The following is an 18311-nucleotide window of genomic DNA, read 5'->3' on the forward strand; positions in this document are numbered from 1 at the left end:
AAAATTGCGGCCTGTTTCGCCTGAATATCTACGAGCCCCTGGCCTTTCCGGCCAGAGAAACTTAACGTGACAACACCCATTTCACAGTCTCCTTTCCAGCTGTTTCGGATTTGCATTATGCCGAATGGATAAGTGCCTTAATCCAGCAGAGCCGAGGTCCATAATCTTGAAATCTAGCTCCTATTCGACAAGTGTCGGTACCAAATCTGAAGCGGACATCGACGCTGTCAGCCCGATTGAGGCTCGATACTGGAAGGCACAGTGTTTCATTCTTATATATGGTGAGCAATCCCTTTGGGATGCGCAGCGTCGCGCAAACTTGGTGCACCTTCCCGCTCGATTTCCTCTTCGGTATAGGGATCGGCGTTCGCGTCGAACCGTTGTCAACCTTTCTGGACCTAGAGCCTGTTCCAAAAAGGGTTGAGCGATTTCAGCAGGTTATGATTCAATCGGATTTCTGACATACGATGGAGTTCACGATGGCCTGGACTGAAACCCGCTCGGCGACAGTATGAGCGTCGCAATTCGCGTTATGCAAGCGATTTAACGGATGCGGAATGGTCTGTGCTCGAACCGCTGATGCCTTTGCCACGACCTCTCGGTCGCCCTCGAAAGACAAACTTGCGAGAAGTGGTGAACGCGCTTCTTTATATAGCTTCTTCGGGTGGTGCGTGGCGGCTTTTGCCTACTGAATTCCCACCATTCTCCACGGTGCAGAAATATTTCTACCGCTGGAGAGATGATGGCATGCTGCGGACCATCAACAACGCGCTTGTGATGATTGCGCGTGAACAGGCCGACAAGCAGCCCAGCCCCACGGCTGGCGTGATCGATAGCCAGTCGGTGAAAACCACGGAAAGCGGCGGAATACGAGGTTTTGATGCGGGGAAGAAGATCAACGGCCGCAAGCGTCATATTGTGGTTGATACTCTCGGCCTGATGGTTGGTCTCGTGATCCATTCTGCGGGCATTCAGGACAGAGACGGCGCGCCGGATGTCTTGAAAACCATTCTCAAACGATGGCCGTGGCTACGACATATCTTTGCTGACGGCGGATACGCAGGACCAAAGCTCAAAGGCAGGCTGGAAAAGGTCGGGAAGTTTACACTGGAAATCGTCAAGCGATCCGATCGCGCTGGAGGTTTCGAACTACTCCCGAGTTGATGGGTTGTTGAGCGAACATTTGCATGGCTGGGACGGTGTCGCAGACTGGCCAAAGACTTCGAGAAAACCATCGCTTCCTCTGAAGCGTGGATCTACATCGCAAATATCCGCTTCCTCACGCGAAGGATCGCAAGAGCCTGATATCGTTGCGTTCATTATGATTCAGGCTCTAAGAAAAGCAAGATTCTTCCCGGGCACGGCACCGCTTCAATGCACGTAAAAGTCACATTGGTGTGATTAAATATTTTCTGGGGTTGTAATTCAGTTTTCGCTCAAGTTAATTAAACACGGGGTGCTAATAGGGGTGCGAATAGGTGCAATCATTCTTTGATAAACGGATAGATTTCGAGACGCTCATGCGTCACGCTCTGATGTGTGATGATGAACTGGTCAGAAAAATAGATATCAAACAGTATTATAATGGAAATCTATCGCCTTCATTTGTTAAGTTCGACGCCGTAGGCCTAGGGGTCGCGAGCCGCATTAAATTAATTGGCCCTATCCTTGAAGCATTCGTTCGACCACGTCTTTTGCTTGACGATGATTATGAACTTGCTTTCTGTTTTTCCATCGATCACTTTCGAAATGACGAGCTTAAGCTTGTGGACTTCAGCAAGCAGTTCACCCGAGTTCCAGAGCGATTTGCTCTAGTGATCGACATTGAGGGCAGGATCGCGGGTAAAATGTCGTTTCTGCTTATGCTTTTTGATCGAGCAAGCAAGCAACTTGTACGCAATTGGTGCGACGCTGACTTCGATCCCCGGATTTTACTTTCCGCCATCCCCTCGAAAGATTGTCGGAGCCACCAACAGCAGATGGCTTCCGACTGTCGAAACGATTAGCTGAGAAGATGTGTAACGGCCCGACCGACAAACATCGCTTCTGGCGCTTCAAGCTCCGTTGCGATGGTCTTCAACAGATTTAGCCGGATGTCTAATTTTTCTCCACGAAAGAACGCTATAACCCACTCCTTATCCCGGTCCGGCATCTCCTGACAGAGTTCGAAGATGTCGCTACAATATCGCCTGCTGAGTTCAGCGATGACCTCGGCGAATTCGATTGACTGATCAGGGACTAGCCCCTCGACGATAGCCTTCTTCTGCCCATCAAGGGCATCGCCCTTGTTTGGTATGAAACCACGACGTTTCGTGAGCCAACGTAACGCTTCATCAGACGACAGCACCGCACTTTCATCACTGGAACCTGAGCGTTCCAGTTTAAAGCCTTCCTTGCTGAGCGACGCTCTAACCACTGAATCAGACATGCCTGCCAAAAGTCCGAGTTCACGTATGTTTAGCGGTTTTCCCAGCTCGTTCATTCCGTATCGAGCGAAGAAAGTCTCCAGAACTGAGCGGAGTGGCGAATCCAAGCTGGCCATCAGCGGGGACTCCTGATTATGGGTATAGACAGGAAGTCCGCCATTCAGAAGCATCTCGGCTTCGTACCAATCTTCCTCCTCGATCTTGTCGTGGCCGGGGAGCTGATAGGCATATGCATAACACCTTTCGACAATCGAATAGACACGATGACGCTGGATGTCAAAGGTGTTTTCTTCAGCGTTGCTGTCGCCCAGCATTCCTCGATAAGCTTCATTCGTGCAGAAGATTCCGATTGCTTCGATAGAAACCCATATAGCCTTTCTAATTTCGCCTTCGATTTGTTCCCAGGTGAACGGTACGTTCTTGCTCATGCGGCTTCTCCCAGCTTGAGGCCTGCGATCTGACTTTTGAGTTTTGCCGCCGCCCGGAGAAGCTTGTCGGCATCGGTTTTAGCCGATGCATGCTCAGGCGGCTTTCTGCCAGTGAAAACTGCAATTCGTTCTGCGTTGGCACCTGAGGGATGAGGCATGCCTGCTAGCACATTCATCCTGGGCAACAGCCCCTTCCCAACGAGATGCAGAACGGCTTCTTCGGCCTTTGGCCCGAGAGGCAGCCAGACGGCATGGGAGAGCAGGCGCGCTTCTTCGGCGAGATGGGTTTCAACCATGTTCCTGAGTGCGCCCACCTTCAGCATCGACGGATTTCCCGAATAATTCTTTCCGCCTACGAATACCGGATAGCGAAGAGCCGACGTGAAATGCATGTCACGAGAACCAGCCTCGAAAAGTGAAGCCGTCGATTGGATATTGAGCAGCCGAGCCACCCCGACGAAATCGAGCATCTCGATCAAGTTCGACCGCATCGGGCCACTGAAACTTGCCGTCATCTTTGCAACCCGAAGAGCTTCCTCAATGGACTTGCCTGCCAGCTTTGCTCGATAGAGTGAGTTCAACGCATTCACCGCTTGCGTCATGGCTGGAGTTATGCCGACGATCACTACACGTGCAGATTTCTCGATGTGATCGAAAGGTGCATAGCTGATCTGCAGATTACCGTCGCGATGGATGGTCATCCTGTCGTCAGTGAGAAGATTTGTAGCGTTTTGGCCGTCGATGTTTTCGAAGAATACGCGTGCGATTGTGAGATCTTGATCCAAGATCGGGTCTCCTATCAGTACGATGAAAAAAGTTAGTGTTTAAGCCGACGCTTTCTGCGGCGACGGTTACGATTTGGCTCTGGTCGCTAACGATCACGTATGATCCGCAATTGCGTTCGAGTTCGATTGATAAGCGGTTGATGCTCTCTGCAACACGGAGGAGCGCCCGTTTGTCTAACGTTAGGCCTTCCGCGCCCTATACATGATGTCCTACACCGTACGTAACTATCGCATCAATCACGTGTGGGGGGGAAATGATCTCTGTTGTAATCGCTCGCTTGCATGTGCTGTGAAGTTCGTATTTACCTTCCATACTAGTTGACCGGGCTATATAACTTTGCAACCTGAGAGGCAAGCTTTATTTTTATGGCTATATAACTTTGTAATTTTGGGATATCGACAGCGTTCAAAAGTTGGAAAAGGGAACGCTAATGTTAGAATGTTTGTCTTCTGATTGAGACAGAATTTTTTTAACTGGTTTCCTTCTTGATGCCAGACCAGCTCGACCGGAAAACGCCGACTAAATCTCATTGGCAATCGAGCGGAGAATTGGTAAACGTTTAATCAATATTCGCTGTATGGGGTTCATGGGGGAAACATGAAGTTTAAGGGCGCAGCACTGATTTCGTTGACGTTTTTGCTGACTGGATGTTTCGATATGCAGCAGTCGATGTCCATTAACGAGGACGGTACGACTGCACTTGATATTGAACTCTCGGTTTTAAAATCCGCGTTGGCATTCGCGGAAAAAACACCTGAGGACTTCTGTACAGGTTTGGCGAGTCAGAAGGCATTGAGCGGCATTTCGATGAAAAACGACATGCAGGTCAGTGACAATACTGTAACGTGCAAATGGCATATCAAGGGAAACACCGATCAACTGATCGCGGCTATGAATTCCAAGCCATTTACGCCTGAACAAGGCGGCATGCTTCCTCATCTGATGAAGGAGGGAGACAACATCGTAGCCCAAGTATGGGTATCGATGAAGGGCAACAATAAATCGAATGATAATGATCCCGATATAGATCGTATGCTTTCCAAGTCGCTTAAAGGTCACATGCTGACCTGGAAAATCAGGGGGCCAAAAATCTTATCTTCATCCGGCCCCATTTCTGAAGATCAAAAGACCACTACTTTTGCCATCCCTTTGATTGACGTAATGGGTGACAAAAGGGTCGAGTATGTCTTCAACGCAGTTATTGATGATAAAAGATCAATATTGGCTAAAATTCGCTCGTGGTTTAGCTGATGGTTTTTCAAGCTCTGCATCATTAGTTCCTTGGATTACGTTCACCGAATACAAGATGCTTACGCTCTTCTTGTCTTCAGTAATTGTGAATGTGAACAACATTTCAATCTAGGGCTGAAAATTTCATTGGAGTTAATCGGTAGATAGCTTTATTTCTGAATATTGAGAGTGGGGGCCTAAATGAAATCCGAGTCATTGTGGATCGCATGTAAATCATGCGGCAAACAAATGTCTGTTGAAGCCAAGGCGTGCCCTAACTGCGGCGCGCCGCGCTCACGTTATAAAGCCATGAAATGGCTGGGGGGCGGCTTTCTGGCAATAGTAGTAATCGCGGCCATGGCGTCCCCAGATAAGCCTTCTGACAGCACCGCCGCCTCCAAAGTGGGCGCATCAACCGAAAATGTAATGACTCTGCCCGAAAGCCAGAAGGATTTTATATCAACCATAAATCTTTACTCTGAACGCTTTCGTGCGACGGCCAACGAGCTCCAGCAAAGCAGCCTTCGCGATGAGCGTCGTGGTGCGATTATTACGGCTTTAGATTCGAGTTTGACGGTTAATGGCTGGAATGGAACACTGACCAGGCTTGAAACCAATACAGATGGCCACGCCATTATCTCAGTACGTCTCTCTCCAGAGGTTGAAGTCGTCACATGGAATAACGCGCTCTCGGATTTGGTGGATGGCACCATGATCAAGAAGGGCACTCCCCTTTATGCCAACCTGTCCCAAATAACGATTGAAGATACTGTCGCTATTTCAGGCAGCTTCTTGGCCTCTGATCAGGATGGTGTCCGCGAGACTAGTCTGACAATCAGGGGGGCTATGACTGACCCAGCGTTCCTTTTCCATTTCGATAGCATTTCCAAAAAGCAATAGGAGAGACTTAGCATGGCAATGATTAAATGCCCGGAGTGTGGCAAGGATGTTAGTGACAGCGCGTTCAAATGCCCTAGTTGCGGTGTAGCGTTACGCAAACCACGTCGTGGTTTTATGGGCAAGCTTTTCAAATGGTCATTTATCGCTTTCAATCTCCTGATGTTGCTCTGGTTTATCACTGGCATGAATAATGCAAGTCAGGGTATGAGTGGATTATCGGGCGCGGAGCAAGCGGGGGCTGCCATTGGCACCGGAATCGGAGCAATGCTCGTACTCAGCATTTGGGTAATTGGCGACATCATTTTGGGCCTGTTTGTCCTCTTCACACGTCCAAAAACGTCATAAGTCATTGTGGGCTGGAACCATCCAATTTACGAATGACTCCAGCCCATTTTAATAGTTGCCCCTCGCGAGAGACTACCCCTGAATTGCTGCTAACCATTCCTGAATTATGACCCCATAGTCGTTTTGGAAACTGCCATGAAGATCAGCGGCGGCGGAATACCAGTCTCCGAAATCCCAGAACCCGAGGTCGACGAATTTGGCAACAAGGTCGTGAAGCCGATCATCGCGGCCGAGTATAAGACGGCGTCGTGCTCTAGGAGCTGGAAAACGGTCTACGAGTAGCAGGTAGCTCGAAATCGAGACGCTGCCATGTCTAACGCTGGTGAGATCGATCAGGCAGGCCTACGGCGAAAGAACGGCTTCCTTAGAGAGGAGGCTCTCCGCAATGCGAGGATCGTGGCCGTCGGTAATCGAAGATGGGAAGATATCGACTGACCTCGCGTCAGTTGCGAAACGCTGGTTTCGCCCCGGGCGGCACCTCGACACCGTGATGGTTCCGCATCGAGATCACAAACCGATCCCATAATTCTCGCGGGTCGCCGCCGTGAAAACAATCGAGACACTGGATGCCTGTAGCGACCTGGTCGGGTCCGGCTTTATGCACGTCGACGCCCATTTTTGAGAAACGGCCGATGCAACATCCGGTATGATCATTGACCATACGCATTTGCCGTCCCAATCAATTTCATAAAGTGTTGCTTCGGCCACGATCATTCCCTCGAGACTCAGAAGCCGCCCAGATACTCGGCCAGCACCTCTTGCTCGACCAGATCAGCCGGATTTTCCTGCGCGAGGTTTTCAAGCTCCGTATGCTGTGCGGTGTCCTCGCTGGTCAGGGTGATCCACTTTTTCTCACCCTCGGCCGTCCAAAAGTATACCAGCACGCCGCCTTCCTTGCGAAGGTGGATATCGATATGAGCCTCCGGCTCCTCACGCGTCTTCAGCTCCGGCTTCAAAACTGCGCCGATCAAGTCGGCTGCGGTGTCAGTCAACAGGACAAGATGTCGATCCTGATTGTCGCCTTCGCGGAAAACAGTCTCCACGAATTCGGACACTTCTGTCTGGGTCGCGTGCCAATTACTCATTTGCGGTCAACTCTCTAAAAATTGCATTCACCTCTGCGGGTGACTGGTAAGGTAATCCCCCCGTTTTTAACGGGACTTTTCAGTAGAATTTATGCAGCCATTTTCAGTTTCTGTGCGGGTGTTATGCCGCCGATAGCCATATTGGGTCTTTCATTGTTGTATGTCCAGAGCCAGCGTGTTGCGTAATCCTGCACCTCCTTGATAGTGTTGAACATGAAACATCCCAGCCATTCATGCCGAACCGTGCGGTTATAACGCTCGATATAAGCATTTTGCTGCGGCTTACCTGGTTGGATATGGGCGATGGTGATGCTTCGCTTTTGCGCCCATGCCAAGAGTTTCCCGCTGATATATTCCGGGCCGTTATCGACGCGAATTGTATCCGGTTTTCCGCGCCACTCAATGATATGGTTCAGCGATCGGACAACCCTTTCGGCTGGTAATGAGAAATCGATCTCAATGCCGAGCCCCTCACGGTTAAAGTCATCGATCACATTCAGTGTCCGAAACGCGCGACCGTCAGCGAGTTGGTCGGCCATGAAGTCCATTGACCAGGTCATGTTGGGTTGATCTGGTACTGCCAGAGGTTCAGGCCGCTCCCGAATTAGACGCTTTCTGGGCTTGATCCTGAGATTAAGCTCAAGTTCGCGGTAGACACCCCATCAGGAGCAACATGGTATCGAGTGCTGAACATGGCATCAGGTTCAAATCGTACCATCTACCATGCCATAGAAACAGGGTGCTTGGCGATGCGAAAATTTGCCAGACAGTGCTACGCCAAGAATGAAAAAAGCCCGCAATTACGCGGGCTTATGGGTGTTTTAATGCTATTTGGTGCCAGTCTATGCCGGACGCGGGATCACTCCCACTCAATTATAAATTGCCTGAAAATGCCCATGCAAATCAGTATCTTGCCACCATGACGATTTGCCAAACCATGCAAAATACCATGTTCAAATCAGAGAGGTAGAGCGCGCTCTGTATCGGCGTTATCCGACCTCTCATCACCTGCCGACGCCGTGGCCATCTGACGCAACAGAATGGCCAGTTCGGCCGGGTTGCCGTCGCGGCGGACTTCAGCAAGCAGCTCCGCTGCATAGGTCGGATCGGCGCGGAAGTCTTCGGCCATCGCCATGTCATGCGATCTATCTCTCACGTACTCTCCTCATCCCGCTTACGCTTCGGTCAAATGCTCCTATGGGCCAGTCAATGTTATCAGTTCACCACATCTCCTACACCAAACTTTCGAGGTCAAATCTGCTTACTTAGACTTAGCGATTGAAAACGGAAAGCCTTGGCCTTTGTCATTAGAGCGTTTCCCTGCCTGATTGAATCGGCAGGCTTTGCAAATCAGTTACTTTCTGATTCAAGCTATCTGCCGATGGAGGTCGGCAGATATGTCGCGAGCCCTTTCCATTGATCTTCGAATACGTGTAGTTGCTGCCGTTGATGGCGGTGCATCGCATCGAGAGGCTGCTGAGCGTTTCGGTGTAAGCGCAGCCAGCGTTAGCCGTTGGCGTAACCTTCAACTCCAGCAGGGAAATGTTCGACCCGGTCCACTGGGCGGCGACCGCAATTCTCACAAGACAGAAGCTCATGCTGATCAGATCATGATCTGGCTCGCCGAACACAGGGACGGTACTCTCTTCGAACTTCGCAGTGATTTGGCCGCCCAAGGCATCATAATCAGCAAGTCGGCACTGCACCGCTTTCTTGTCCGGCACGAACAAACGCGTAAAAAAAGACTGGCCATGCTGTAGAGCAAAGCCGTCCAGACGTTCTGGAAAAGCGGCAATGCTGGTTCGAGGAGCAACTTGATCTCGATCCAGAGCGGCTCGTGTTCATCGATGAGACCTGGACAGCGACCAATATGGCCCGTAGTCATGGGCGGTGCCGCAAGGGTGAGCGGTTGCGAATGGGTTTTTTCCTCACGGCCATCGCAAAACGACCACGTTGGTTGCGGGGCTGCGCAATACGGGAATGGTCGCGCCACTTGTCATCGAGGGCCCCATCAACGGTGATTGGTTCGAGGCGTATGTCGCTCAGGTGTTGGTTCCAACATTGAAACCAGGTGATATTGTCATCCTCGATAATCTGTCCAGCCACAAACGACCGGCAGCAAGAGAATTGATCGAGGCGGTCGGCGCGACAATGATGTTCCTTCCACCTTACAGTCCAGACTTCAACCCGATCGAAAAGGCCTTCTCCAAGCTGAAGGCGCTTTTACGAAAGGCTGCCGAGAGAACAGTCAATGGGCTTTGGGATCGCATCGGTCAGATGGTTGAACTCATCGAACCGCAAGAGGCTCAGAATTACTTCAACTCGTGCGGATATGATCCAACTTGAAAGGGAAACGCTCTAGCGTTTTCATCACTTGTTGTTTGCAATGCCATCCGGCATGAACTGTAGAAACCGAAAAAGGCAAAAGGAGAAATGCATGACATCAAATGTTTTTACTCGCAGAGAGTTGCTGGAGGCCCATGCTCGATTGAAAGATGCAATTGCCGCGTATAAAGCAATGAAGAAGCCCCGTAGCTTCATTTTTACGTCCGCAGAACGCCAGCAGTTTCTGTCCGCTAGACAGGACATGGATGCTGCTAGGGCCAATCTAACCAGGCTTCAGCGGCGTATTAGTATCGCTCGAAAGTCCAATTCCCCGAAGTCATTGCAGGAGGTTGGAACTATCTCCGTAGATGACGGTGTCGCAAAGGGATACGAGCGAAAGCGCAACCTGTAATTCATCCCAACCCGCCTTCTTCGCTTGGTCGAGCAGATGATTAAACGCGGTATGCAGCGCAAATTGGCATTCGGTCGCATAGCCAGTTTCATCGACCCTCTTGGTTGGCGGATTGATCTTTCTCTCCATCAGTCGGCCCTTCCGAAAGGCTCTGGGTATCCGAAGTAATAGCCCTGCATCACGCTCACACCGAGATCCTTGAGACAGAGCGCTTCGATCTCCTGTTCTACGCCTTCGGCTATCAACATCGATTTGAGCTTCTCGGCTGTTGTTACGAGACCATCGACAATGGCTTGCCGTGTAGTGTCGAGATGGATGTTTCGAACAATCGTCCCTGAGATTTTGAGAATATCCGGGCGCAATGCGATGATCGTTTCCAGATTGCTATATCCGGTTCCGCAATCATCGACGGCGAACCGAACTCCCAGTTTTCTCGCTTCATCAATGCTGTTGCGCAGAAATCGAAACGTGTCGTGATGATCGTCCTCTGTTATTTCAAAAACGAGACGGCTATATGGAAATCCGTGCTCCCCGGCATATGCGATGGTATCTTCGATACCGTAGAGATAGTCCGCCAATGCGCCTGCCGAGATATTTACGAACAGGCTCTTGTCGGAGGAATAATCATCAATCGCGGATCTACGGCATTTTGCATCGAAACGGTTGAGATGGCAGGCTCCAACGGCTTTAAACAATTCCGCCACGGAGGAATGGGCCTGGCTTCGAACCAATGCCTCATGCCCGACTACTAGGGTGTCGGTCGCATATTCGACAATTGGCTGGTAGTGCATCTGGATCACTGGCAGATTAGTATCCCCCAGTTCATCTAAGGGACGGTCTCGTCTGCGACCAAAGGGAGCGGCCACGCGTTTTATTTTCGATTTCAGCATGCCCGCCCCTTTTGCTCCCCACTAACTTACTTGAAATGATATGAGGCCTTGAGGAACAGGCTGTGGAACCTGACGTTGTTTCGGAAGACGTCGTTGCTCGATTTCTTGCCAAGATCGGTAAAAAGGTATTCCGCACCGATGCTGACATTGTCGAAGGCGAGGAAATCAACGCCCGCGCCGACTGCATAACCGAAACGGGTCTTGGTGTCGGATTCGACAGTCGCTCCGTCCACGGACAGACTGTTCTTGATGCCGCCATAGGCCAGACCGCCCGTGCCATAGACGAGGACACGATCTGCCGCGTAACCGAGCTTGGCCCGAACCGTGCCCAGATATTTCAGAGACTGGCGGGCCTCAAGCGAATGGTCCTGGTAGCGGGCACCGACATAGCGATCCCAATCGAGGAAGTTGAGGTCGGCGACGGCACCCAGAACGAGATTGTTTTCGAACTGGTGATTATATCCGATATGGACACCGCCGATGAACGTATCCCGATGGCCACCGGAGCTATAAGAAATAGCGTCAGCAGATCCGGCATCCTCAGCCGCAGCTATCGTTCCGGCATCGAGCGAGGCAGTGCTCAGGGTCTGCTTTGTTGCGGCAGCAGGTGTTGATGCAGCCTGTTCAACTGCTATTGCTCCCGCTCCGGTATTCGACGTCTGGCCGATGCCCCATGCCTTGCACGGATCAGCCCATGCGATGGCACTGGTATTCGTGGTCGAAGCGGCAGCCCAGGCGAAATCGCCGAGGTCACAGCTCTGCTCCGGATCAGTTGGGTCGGTAGGATCTGTCGGATCAGTGGGGTCTGTCGGATCTACCGGTGTCGGTTTCGAGCTGGCGGGAATATGCGGTGCTCGCTGTCCTCTCGCCCAGCCAAGCTGACCGCCGATATACAGGCCTGTCCACATCGGCAATGCCTGGTAAACGGGTGGCTCAACGACGGGGTCGGGAATGACAGGATCTGCAGCAAGCGCCGGAGCGACAGAGCTGAGCAGAAATCCAATAGCGACGGCTTTTTTCATCTTGTTTCGATTCCTCATAGTTCAAACTGCGACCGCCGTCTCGCCCATTCCGGCGGGGAGATGCTTGAGACGGCGACCGCAGTCGTTCAGCGATGGAAAGGGGCTATATTAGTTTCCACCGCCATTGATGGCGCTGTTCAGAGCAGCGCCATCAAAGCCGAGAGAGATCGTACCGGTATTGACCGCGCCAGCGGCAACAGTCGAGATACCAGCGAGATCCGTGCCGTTGCTGAGGATGTTCACGCTACCGTTGATGTCGGCATTGTTGAACGCTTCGTTAACTGCGTAGACGCCCATGGCGGGGCCGGACGACGAGCTGGCAACCGTCTGACTGATGCCGACGCTGAGGTTGCCAAGTGATGCAAACGTACCTTCGGCAGCGAGTGCCTCCGCAGCGGTGTTAGAGGTCGAAGCCGAAGCCTGGGACACTTCGCCGTTGACATATTTCAGATCGGACAGTGAGATGTTGGCAGTAGTAGAGGACGAGTCGCTCGCAGCCGAAACAGCAGTGGCGATGTGGCCCGTGTTGACAGCGCCTGCGGCGACCGTCTTGATAACATCCGTCGACTTCACGATTGCGCCACCGACCTTGGAGGTTTCCTCGATGGATACGTTGGCCTTCAGATGAGCATTAACGTCAACGCCGAGTTCGATTGCGCCAGCCAGCGGATTGGTGATATCGATGCCCGAGCCTTCAAGATCGATACCTGCGCCGAGACCGACATCAATTGCGCCGGAAATCGACGAAGATTCCTCGATGTTCGGAATGCCGATAATGTTCACGCTGCCATCGATTGCAGCCGTGTTGATTGCGCGGTTGATCCAGTTGCCGTTTTCGAACTGGCTCATCTGATCGATGACAGGCTGGCCAATCGTGTTCGACAGGGTCTGTGCCTGTGCAGCCGAACCGAAACCGAGAATGATTGCGGCGACGGACGCCGATGCAAAGAACTTGTTCATTTTCGTCTCCATGGCAGTCCCCCATTACTGCCTTTTATGCTCTTCAGGTGTTGGGGTGCACCGTCTGACCTCCCGCGATGCGGCAAGTTCGATACATCAGGAGCCGGGCGTTTCAGCTCCGCTATCGTTTGGAACCCAGCCGCCCTTGGCTGCGTCCCACTTCATGAGGCTCTTCTGCTGGCTTCCGTTCGCAGGAAGAGGACTTGTTGAAACAGTGTTGTTGACGGGGCGAGAGACTGCCGTTGGCGTTTTCGCAAGGGTCTTGTCTACAGGTTTCGTTGCCTGAGCCATCTGCACCGACTTCTTCTTTTCAAGCGATGCCACGGCATCGCTCGTGCTGGTATTCGAGATGACACCGTGCATTTTCTCAATGTGGGCACGGCAGTCCGCATAGTTCTCAGCCTTCATGACCTGCGTCAGCAGCTCGAACGTACCGAGATAAAGCATCTGACGAAGTGCGAAATGGAGAGCTTCTCGCTCGCGCCCACCGATCTGGGCGTTCACCAAGGTGTCGCCGAAGAAACGGCCCGCCGTCGCGCCATATTCGCTGGCATAGATTTGCTTATGGATCGGCACATTTGCGACGATGCGGCCGCTGCCCGCGTCGGTTAGGGCGAGATCGATGCCTACCAGCATCCGGTTTTGCCGATACTTGGCACCAACCCCAGCCACCTCGGCTTCCACACCGCCGCCTGGAATGAAATCGAGGCTGTTGATGCTGCCTGTGACGTAATAGCTGGTTGGAATGATCCGCCGATTATCGCGAATCTTCCATTCCATCTCGGTGGTGGTCACACGCGGATCGCGGCGATTGACGATGGTGGTCCCGGCCTTGAACAAAGCGGACTGAACCATGTCGCCAGCGCCTTGGGTGACGAATTTGCCAACACCACCATCGGTGAAGCTTTCCTTCCCCGTCTGATCCAGTATCGCGCCGACAGAGAACACGACGTTCTTGGACACGCGGCCATTCAGGCACATTAGCGCTCTGTCAAACGGCGTCACGATGTCGGAAACGGGTGGCCCTTCCATGAGCTTTGCATTCATTTTCGGAGGTGTAACGGCTGTCGCCGTGCAGGCCGACAGTGACAAAGCCACCCCGAAAGCGGTTGCGATACGAGAAACTTTCATTGACCCCGCCTTCAGCCTTACTGGCAGCCCGACGTAGCAGACGTCGTACCGGAATGGCCGATATTCACACTGCCATCCTGGCAGCCGTTCGAATTCGACGAACTGCTGATGTCGATACTGTTATTGTTGCCCGACAGATCGATATTCGTGGTCGTATTGTTCACCGACCCGATGGCATTCGTGTTCTGCCCAATCTTGGTAACGGAGTTGTTCGTCACCGTCTGATTGATCGTCGTCCTGCCGAGAGACTCGTAGTATCCCTTCTCGCGCTTTTCGATCATATCCGCCTGTAGAAGGCGGAGGTTTCGATCAGCAGTCGACGAGAAGCTGTAATTGCCTGTCCAGTCCGTTGCTGGTGACATTGTGCTCTGTGCGTCGGAAGCAGACACTGCCGCGACTATAAGTGTTGCGCACCCAAATATCTTGAAAAAAGACGCAGTAAATCCCCGCACTGGAAGCCCCTTCTAAGTGCACCACTCAACTTTCTGTGATTTTTACTGCTTATCACTCAATATTAATTGCGAAAATCCCTCGATCCGGGGATTTTTTACAGATTCCGACTGATTTCTGTCACGTTTTTGCTTTATTTACGCCGACCAGGCCCTGCGCGATAGCTTCGTGAACAGCTTGAGTTCGGCTCGCAGCATTCAATTTCTTGAGAATAGATTTTGAGTGATCGCCAATAGTGTATTCGGACAATCCCAATATTCGAGCTACCTGGCCGTTCGTATGACCTTTGGCAAACTCGCTAAGAACCTGGAGTTCTCGTTTTGTCAGTTTTGCCTTCGTCTCATTCGTGGGTGGCGAAACAACACTATCAGAATCGGCCGAAGCAGGAGTGTTCTTACTACGTTCGACAAGTTCCATCTTGCGAGTAATCTTGGTTTCGAGCAGGTCAAAATCGATTGGTTTGGTCAGATAATCGTCCGCGCCCAGCTTCAGACCCTGAAGAATGTGAGAACGGTCTGTCAAAGCTGAAAGGAAAAGAAAAGGCGTGGAATTCAGGTGAGGCATCGTTGCGCGGATTCGTTTCAGAAGCTCCAATCCACCAAAACAGGGCATGAGAACATCGCAGAGGATTAAATCGGGGCGCTCTACACTCAACAGCGATAAAGCTTCTTCTCCGCTTCCTGCGGACATGACCTTGAAGCCAAATTTCGATAGCCCAAATACGAGTTCTTTGCGAATATCAGCTTCGTCTTCGATACAAAGGACCGTTTTCTGTTCGCAGATGTTCGATTTTTTCATGGTTTTTTCCCATCCAGCGGCAACGTAAATTCAAACGTTGTTCCGCTACCTGGTATTGATTTGCAGGTGATCTTGCCTCCGTGCAGATGCGCCAGCATCGAGGAGAGACTCAACCCAAGGCCGCTACCTGGAAGGTGTGAAACGTTCGCTGCGCGGAAGAACCTGTCAAAAATCCTGGCCTGGTCTTCGGCCGGAATACCAATTCCATAGTCTGTGACCGAGCAGACGATCTGATCGGCGCGCGTCCGGAGCCTGATGTCGACAGGTGTCGACAAGCTTGAATACTTTTCAGCATTCGAAAGAAAGTTGATAATCACCTGCTCCAGATGCGTTGCGTCACCACAAGTCCAGATAGGTTTATCAGGAAGAAAGAGGTTTAAGCGTCGCTCTGGATAAATATCTGAGTGATATGAACAGGCCTTCTGTATCACTTCCGAGAAGTTTATATTTGTTACCAACAGATCGAGACCGCTTTCAGTCAGCCGATCATTGTTAATCGTGCTATCGATAATCAGATTGAGACGCTTGATGGCAGTTCGAATACGCTGTGCCTTCTCTACCAGAATCGCTTTGGTCACATCCTGTGGCCAGCGGACAAACCGTTGGGCGATTAGATCGATGATCGCTATTGGTGTGCGGAACTGGTGCGATACCGTGGTCAGGAAGTTTATGTAGACCGCGTTCGTCTGGCGCTCGTTTTCCAGCGATTCCAGGAGGGCAGCCGTCCGTTCGGCAACCGTATCTTCCAGCTTCTCTTTGTAAGCAAAGAGTTCAGCATGTGTTTTATTGAGCGCACGGATATTCGACATCAGGAGCCATGACAAAGCCGCTCCCGAAACCAATAGCCCTGCACTTGACATCATCAGCAGGTATATGGCGCGCAACTGATTATCGCGTTGCTTTCCTGCTTCCACGCGCTGCTGGATCATCGTCTTGTTGCCCAAACGCGACAGGCTGTTGAAGATTGGAAGGAGCAATGCATAGATGCGTCTGGCATTACTCTTGCCGTCGTCGAGAGCGATTTGGACGACATTCAAAATTCGATTCAGCTCTTCAAGATGCTCTTTGCCGTCAATGCTGACATAAAAGTCGTATTGAGGGCTGTCGTTAATCAGTTTGACCCTGCTTAACAGTATGTCGTATCTGAAGGCCACGTCTTCGTTCTCATAATACTCAGATGATAATAGCAGTGCCTCAGAGAGCCTACGCGCTTCTCTTTCTGTCTCTGTGACATTCCAAAGCATATTCTCTCCCGTAAAGGTTGAGAGTGCTTTGTGAATTGAAAGAAGCTGGATGAAAGCATACGCAAGTACGGCAACGAATACGAGAATAGCCACACTTGCGACTACATAGCCGCGTTCGTGTGTCATTATTTTATGATCGATATCTCTTTCAGTTGCCAAGCCCAACGGTGGTCAAATCGGGAGTCTTTCAGCTCCGTGAACTCGTCACGTGGATAGACTAGCCAATAAGGGCCTTTATCACTTACTGTTAGCCTTTTTCCATCCATAAAGGCTGCGACAAGCACCTTATACTTGATCGCGTCTTCGAGCGGAATGTAGATGACATAGTCGTTCAGCGCCAGAACACGCATTTTCATGTCGCGTGGAGACGAGACATCAATGCCCGCTTTGGCTAATACGTCGGTGAGTAATAAGCCTTTGAACTCATGTCGCCCCGTTGTCCATGCTGTGTGCGTATTAACAATCGCTTGCGGCTGAGCCAACAATTCAGCTTCGGGAATAACGATAGTTTGTCCGTCGACCGTCTTAATGATCAGTTCGCCAAAAGTTCGGCTAACCGCCGAATTGACCATGCCAATCGAGCAGACCGCCAGTACGGCCACGGATTTTAGAAGAAAACGCCTAGAAACCTGCATTCCCGCCCACCAATTTTATTGAAAGGGCGCAGAAAATTATAGATATGGCAATTATATCTCAGCCAATCTCTGTATATTTTAATCGCCCCAACAATTTTAACAGACTCCTACCAAGCCACAGAGTCTAGTCTAATCAATTTAGCATTTTTGCACATAACAACATATCCCACAATCCGGGGATTTTTTGCATCTTGGTCGCTTTCATAATCCGTTTTGCTCCTTAACTTCTTTAAAGGTGACTGTGCTTATAATAAGCCTGTCACGCAGTCCCGCTTTGGTGCGGGATCAATTGTTATATGGATATAACTTTAAACGCAATGGTAAAATTCATGAATGCAAGAAAAGGAGATCGAACACGCCAACAGTTAATTGAAGCTGCTGCGGTTGAGATCGCCGCACACGGCCGAAAGGCAAAGATGGTCGACGTCGCGGCACGATTGGGCCTTACGCAGCCTGCGGTCTACAGACATTTCAAGTCCAGGGACGAAGTCCACCATGCGGTCGTTGCCGACTTTCGCGAAAACCTGCGCGAGCTTGTAAAAAACTCGCTGATCCCGCCATCCGTTCGAGCTGACGATCTCAAATCGCTTACAACTATAGCCGTCACCAGCTTACTGACATTCCTGCAAGGCAATCGTGATGCTATGACCGTCGCAATGCTACATGAACCCGAGGGTGAGGAGACAAGGCAGGAGCTTATTAGCATGATTGCGGTAAACATCAAAACTGAGGTCGAGGCAGGGCATTTTCGACAGGACATTTCTGCTGAATTTTTTGCTACATGCTTGGTTGGGATTGTTGTGCAATTTGTCCGTCATCCCATTCCGACCTCAGATATACAGTCAAACGCAGAGTTGATTGCATCGGTGCTTTTTCAAGGAATGCAAAACGACACAAAGTCATTTAGAAATGGCAACTAAAGACAAATAATAGCGCCATCGAAGGAGCATCTATGTTTTATATATGGCCGTATAAGTGACAAAATTTCGTTTACGATGAAGTTACGCATCAGTCTTAATACATGGATTAATATTATTGGCACAGGAGGAGGGAATTGACCCCCCGATGACGGTTTTGGAGACCGTTGCCTTCCCACTTGGCGACTCCTGCTCATTCAAGATTGACGGCTTGCTTTCAATCTTAGGAATAAGTTATATGTGACGGCGAGGTGTTGTCACGTTAACTGGGCTACAGTTGCCTGCCTGACGGTTTGGGCGTAAATTTTGGCGATGCAGACATCAGAT

At 51.0% G+C, this 18311-nt stretch carries 19 protein-coding genes, 1 tRNA gene and 3 pseudogenes; 8 read left to right on the forward strand and 15 right to left on the reverse strand.

What is annotated here, in order from left to right; all coding sequences use genetic code 11:
• Positions 1-479 precede the first annotated feature (479 nt).
• Positions 480-1305, forward strand: a pseudogene (locus JNC70_RS21925) (IS5 family transposase).
• A 215-nt stretch (positions 1306-1520) separates the two neighbouring features.
• Positions 1521-2006, forward strand: coding sequence for a hypothetical protein (locus JNC70_RS21930; RefSeq protein WP_374788995.1), 486 nt, complete (start codon positions 1521-1523; stop codon positions 2004-2006).
• On the opposite strand, the gene JNC70_RS21935 is transcribed toward JNC70_RS21930, so the two are convergent.
• Together JNC70_RS21935 and JNC70_RS21940 are read right to left on the reverse strand one after the other, a co-directional pair.
• Entirely contained in the window at positions 2003-2854 is an 852-nt protein-coding gene (locus tag JNC70_RS21935) for a hypothetical protein (protein WP_196107386.1), read from the reverse strand. The two genes, JNC70_RS21930 and JNC70_RS21935, sit on opposite strands and share 4 nt — an antisense overlap.
• The gene (locus JNC70_RS21940) at positions 2851-3639 is read right to left on the reverse strand and encodes a hypothetical protein (RefSeq protein ID WP_374788996.1); all 789 of its coding nucleotides are present in this window, start codon (positions 3637-3639) and stop codon (positions 2851-2853) included. The genes JNC70_RS21935 and JNC70_RS21940 overlap by 4 nt, the downstream gene beginning before the upstream one ends.
• 598 nt (positions 3640-4237) lie before the next feature.
• Between JNC70_RS21940 and JNC70_RS21945 the strand changes: the two genes are divergently transcribed.
• The 4 genes from JNC70_RS21945 to JNC70_RS21960 all read left to right on the forward strand — a co-directional run bounded on the left by JNC70_RS21945 (position 4238) and on the right by JNC70_RS21960 (position 6397).
• Complete coding sequence (locus JNC70_RS21945) at positions 4238-4891, forward strand: hypothetical protein (RefSeq protein WP_374788997.1); 654 nt, start codon at positions 4238-4240, stop codon at positions 4889-4891.
• Between the two features lie 180 nt (positions 4892-5071).
• On the forward strand, positions 5072-5770 hold the full coding sequence (locus JNC70_RS21950; protein WP_162759335.1) for a zinc ribbon domain-containing protein: 699 nt from the start codon (positions 5072-5074) through the stop codon (positions 5768-5770).
• 12 nt (positions 5771-5782) lie between these two features.
• Positions 5783-6115, forward strand: a complete 333-nt coding sequence (locus tag JNC70_RS21955) for a zinc ribbon domain-containing protein (protein ID WP_112701887.1) — start codon at positions 5783-5785, stop codon at positions 6113-6115.
• A 135-nt stretch (positions 6116-6250) separates the two neighbouring features.
• Positions 6251-6397 (forward strand): hypothetical protein, encoded by a 147-nt coding sequence (locus tag JNC70_RS21960; RefSeq protein ID WP_162718851.1) that lies wholly within the window; start codon positions 6251-6253, stop codon positions 6395-6397.
• 443 nt (positions 6398-6840) lie between these two features.
• Here the strand turns inward: JNC70_RS21960 and JNC70_RS21965 are convergent, their stop codons facing one another.
• The 3 genes and pseudogenes from JNC70_RS21965 to JNC70_RS21975 all read right to left on the reverse strand — a co-directional run bounded on the left by JNC70_RS21965 (position 6841) and on the right by JNC70_RS21975 (position 8356).
• Positions 6841-7200 carry a hypothetical protein gene (locus JNC70_RS21965; protein ID WP_374788998.1) on the reverse strand — a complete coding sequence of 120 codons (360 nt, stop codon included), beginning with the start codon at positions 7198-7200 and terminating at the stop codon, positions 6841-6843.
• An 89-nt stretch (positions 7201-7289) separates the two neighbouring features.
• Positions 7290-7856 (reverse strand): annotated as a pseudogene (locus JNC70_RS21970) (integrase core domain-containing protein); the annotation flags it as partial.
• Positions 7857-8158: 302 nt separating this feature from the next.
• Complete coding sequence (locus tag JNC70_RS21975) at positions 8159-8356, reverse strand: addiction module antidote protein (RefSeq protein ID WP_374788999.1); 198 nt, start codon at positions 8354-8356, stop codon at positions 8159-8161.
• 241 nt (positions 8357-8597) lie between these two features.
• On the opposite strand from JNC70_RS21975, the pseudogene JNC70_RS21980 reads away from it, so the two are divergent.
• A pseudogene (locus JNC70_RS21980) lies at positions 8598-9546 on the forward strand (IS630 family transposase).
• Between the two features lie 316 nt (positions 9547-9862).
• On the opposite strand, the gene JNC70_RS21985 reads toward JNC70_RS21980, so the two are convergent.
• The 9 genes from JNC70_RS21985 to JNC70_RS22025 all read right to left on the reverse strand — a co-directional run bounded on the left by JNC70_RS21985 (position 9863) and on the right by JNC70_RS22025 (position 17067).
• On the reverse strand, positions 9863-10066 hold the full coding sequence (locus JNC70_RS21985; protein ID WP_113464889.1) for a hypothetical protein: 204 nt from the start codon (positions 10064-10066) through the stop codon (positions 9863-9865).
• Positions 10066-10827, reverse strand: coding sequence for an EAL domain-containing protein (locus JNC70_RS21990; RefSeq protein ID WP_374789000.1), 762 nt, complete (start codon positions 10825-10827; stop codon positions 10066-10068). Before JNC70_RS21990 ends, JNC70_RS21985 begins: the two co-directional genes overlap by 1 nt.
• Positions 10828-10853: 26 nt before the next feature.
• Positions 10854-11849 (reverse strand): outer membrane protein, encoded by a 996-nt coding sequence (locus JNC70_RS21995; protein ID WP_374789001.1) that lies wholly within the window; start codon positions 11847-11849, stop codon positions 10854-10856.
• Positions 11850-11957: 108 nt separating this feature from the next.
• Complete coding sequence (locus JNC70_RS22000; RefSeq protein ID WP_104756878.1) at positions 11958-12809, reverse strand: hypothetical protein; 852 nt, start codon at positions 12807-12809, stop codon at positions 11958-11960.
• A gap of 96 nt (positions 12810-12905) precedes the next feature.
• Positions 12906-13940 (reverse strand): CsgG/HfaB family protein, encoded by a 1035-nt coding sequence (locus JNC70_RS22005; protein ID WP_104756879.1) that lies wholly within the window; start codon positions 13938-13940, stop codon positions 12906-12908.
• A gap of 17 nt (positions 13941-13957) precedes the next feature.
• On the reverse strand, positions 13958-14302 hold the full coding sequence (locus JNC70_RS22010) for a hypothetical protein (RefSeq protein ID WP_146097124.1): 345 nt from the start codon (positions 14300-14302) through the stop codon (positions 13958-13960).
• Between the two features lie 208 nt (positions 14303-14510).
• Entirely contained in the window at positions 14511-15188 is a 678-nt protein-coding gene (locus tag JNC70_RS22015; protein ID WP_374789002.1) for a response regulator, read from the reverse strand.
• On the reverse strand, positions 15185-16558 hold the full coding sequence (locus tag JNC70_RS22020) for a sensor histidine kinase (RefSeq protein WP_104756882.1): 1374 nt from the start codon (positions 16556-16558) through the stop codon (positions 15185-15187). Before JNC70_RS22020 ends, JNC70_RS22015 begins: the two co-directional genes overlap by 4 nt.
• A complete protein-coding gene (locus tag JNC70_RS22025; RefSeq protein WP_104756883.1) occupies positions 16558-17067 on the reverse strand; it encodes a putative pterin-binding protein in 510 nt (169 codons plus the stop codon). Before JNC70_RS22025 ends, JNC70_RS22020 begins: the two co-directional genes overlap by 1 nt.
• Before the next feature lie 329 nt (positions 17068-17396).
• Here JNC70_RS22025 and JNC70_RS22030 point away from each other — a divergent pair, with 329 nt between their 5' ends.
• A complete protein-coding gene (locus tag JNC70_RS22030) occupies positions 17397-17987 on the forward strand; it encodes a TetR/AcrR family transcriptional regulator (protein WP_104756885.1) in 591 nt (196 codons plus the stop codon).
• Between the two features lie 116 nt (positions 17988-18103).
• Here JNC70_RS22030 and JNC70_RS22035 read toward each other — a convergent pair.
• A tRNA-Trp gene (locus tag JNC70_RS22035) sits at positions 18104-18177 on the reverse strand.
• Positions 18178-18311: the final 134 nt, after the last annotated feature.

The organism is Brucella oryzae (assembly GCF_041929965.1).
GTDB lineage: Bacteria > Pseudomonadota > Alphaproteobacteria > Rhizobiales > Rhizobiaceae > Brucella > Brucella oryzae.

Coding starts and splice junctions, on each gene's coding strand:
- JNC70_RS21930 (WP_374788995.1), top strand. CDS start 1,521: ATGCGTCACGCTCTGATGTGTGATGATGAACTGGTCAGAAAAATAGAT.
- JNC70_RS21935 (WP_196107386.1), bottom strand. CDS start 2,854: ATGAGCAAGAACGTACCGTTCACCTGGGAACAAATCGAAGGCGAAATT.
- JNC70_RS21945 (WP_374788997.1), top strand. CDS start 4,238: ATGAAGTTTAAGGGCGCAGCACTGATTTCGTTGACGTTTTTGCTGACT.
- JNC70_RS21950 (WP_162759335.1), top strand. CDS start 5,072: ATGAAATCCGAGTCATTGTGGATCGCATGTAAATCATGCGGCAAACAA.
- JNC70_RS21955 (WP_112701887.1), top strand. CDS start 5,783: ATGGCAATGATTAAATGCCCGGAGTGTGGCAAGGATGTTAGTGACAGC.
- JNC70_RS21960 (WP_162718851.1), top strand. CDS start 6,251: ATGAAGATCAGCGGCGGCGGAATACCAGTCTCCGAAATCCCAGAACCC.
- JNC70_RS21965 (WP_374788998.1), bottom strand. CDS start 7,200: ATGAGTAATTGGCACGCGACCCAGACAGAAGTGTCCGAATTCGTGGAG.
- JNC70_RS21985 (WP_113464889.1), bottom strand. CDS start 10,066: ATGGAGAGAAAGATCAATCCGCCAACCAAGAGGGTCGATGAAACTGGC.
- JNC70_RS21990 (WP_374789000.1), bottom strand. CDS start 10,827: ATGCTGAAATCGAAAATAAAACGCGTGGCCGCTCCCTTTGGTCGCAGA.
- JNC70_RS21995 (WP_374789001.1), bottom strand. CDS start 11,849: ATGAAAAAAGCCGTCGCTATTGGATTTCTGCTCAGCTCTGTCGCTCCG.
- JNC70_RS22000 (WP_104756878.1), bottom strand. CDS start 12,809: ATGAACAAGTTCTTTGCATCGGCGTCCGTCGCCGCAATCATTCTCGGT.
- JNC70_RS22005 (WP_104756879.1), bottom strand. CDS start 13,940: ATGAAAGTTTCTCGTATCGCAACCGCTTTCGGGGTGGCTTTGTCACTG.
- JNC70_RS22010 (WP_146097124.1), bottom strand. CDS start 14,302: ATGTCACCAGCAACGGACTGGACAGGCAATTACAGCTTCTCGTCGACT.
- JNC70_RS22015 (WP_374789002.1), bottom strand. CDS start 15,188: ATGAAAAAATCGAACATCTGCGAACAGAAAACGGTCCTTTGTATCGAA.
- JNC70_RS22020 (WP_104756882.1), bottom strand. CDS start 16,558: ATGACACACGAACGCGGCTATGTAGTCGCAAGTGTGGCTATTCTCGTA.
- JNC70_RS22025 (WP_104756883.1), bottom strand. CDS start 17,067: ATGCAGGTTTCTAGGCGTTTTCTTCTAAAATCCGTGGCCGTACTGGCG.
- JNC70_RS22030 (WP_104756885.1), top strand. CDS start 17,397: ATGAATGCAAGAAAAGGAGATCGAACACGCCAACAGTTAATTGAAGCT.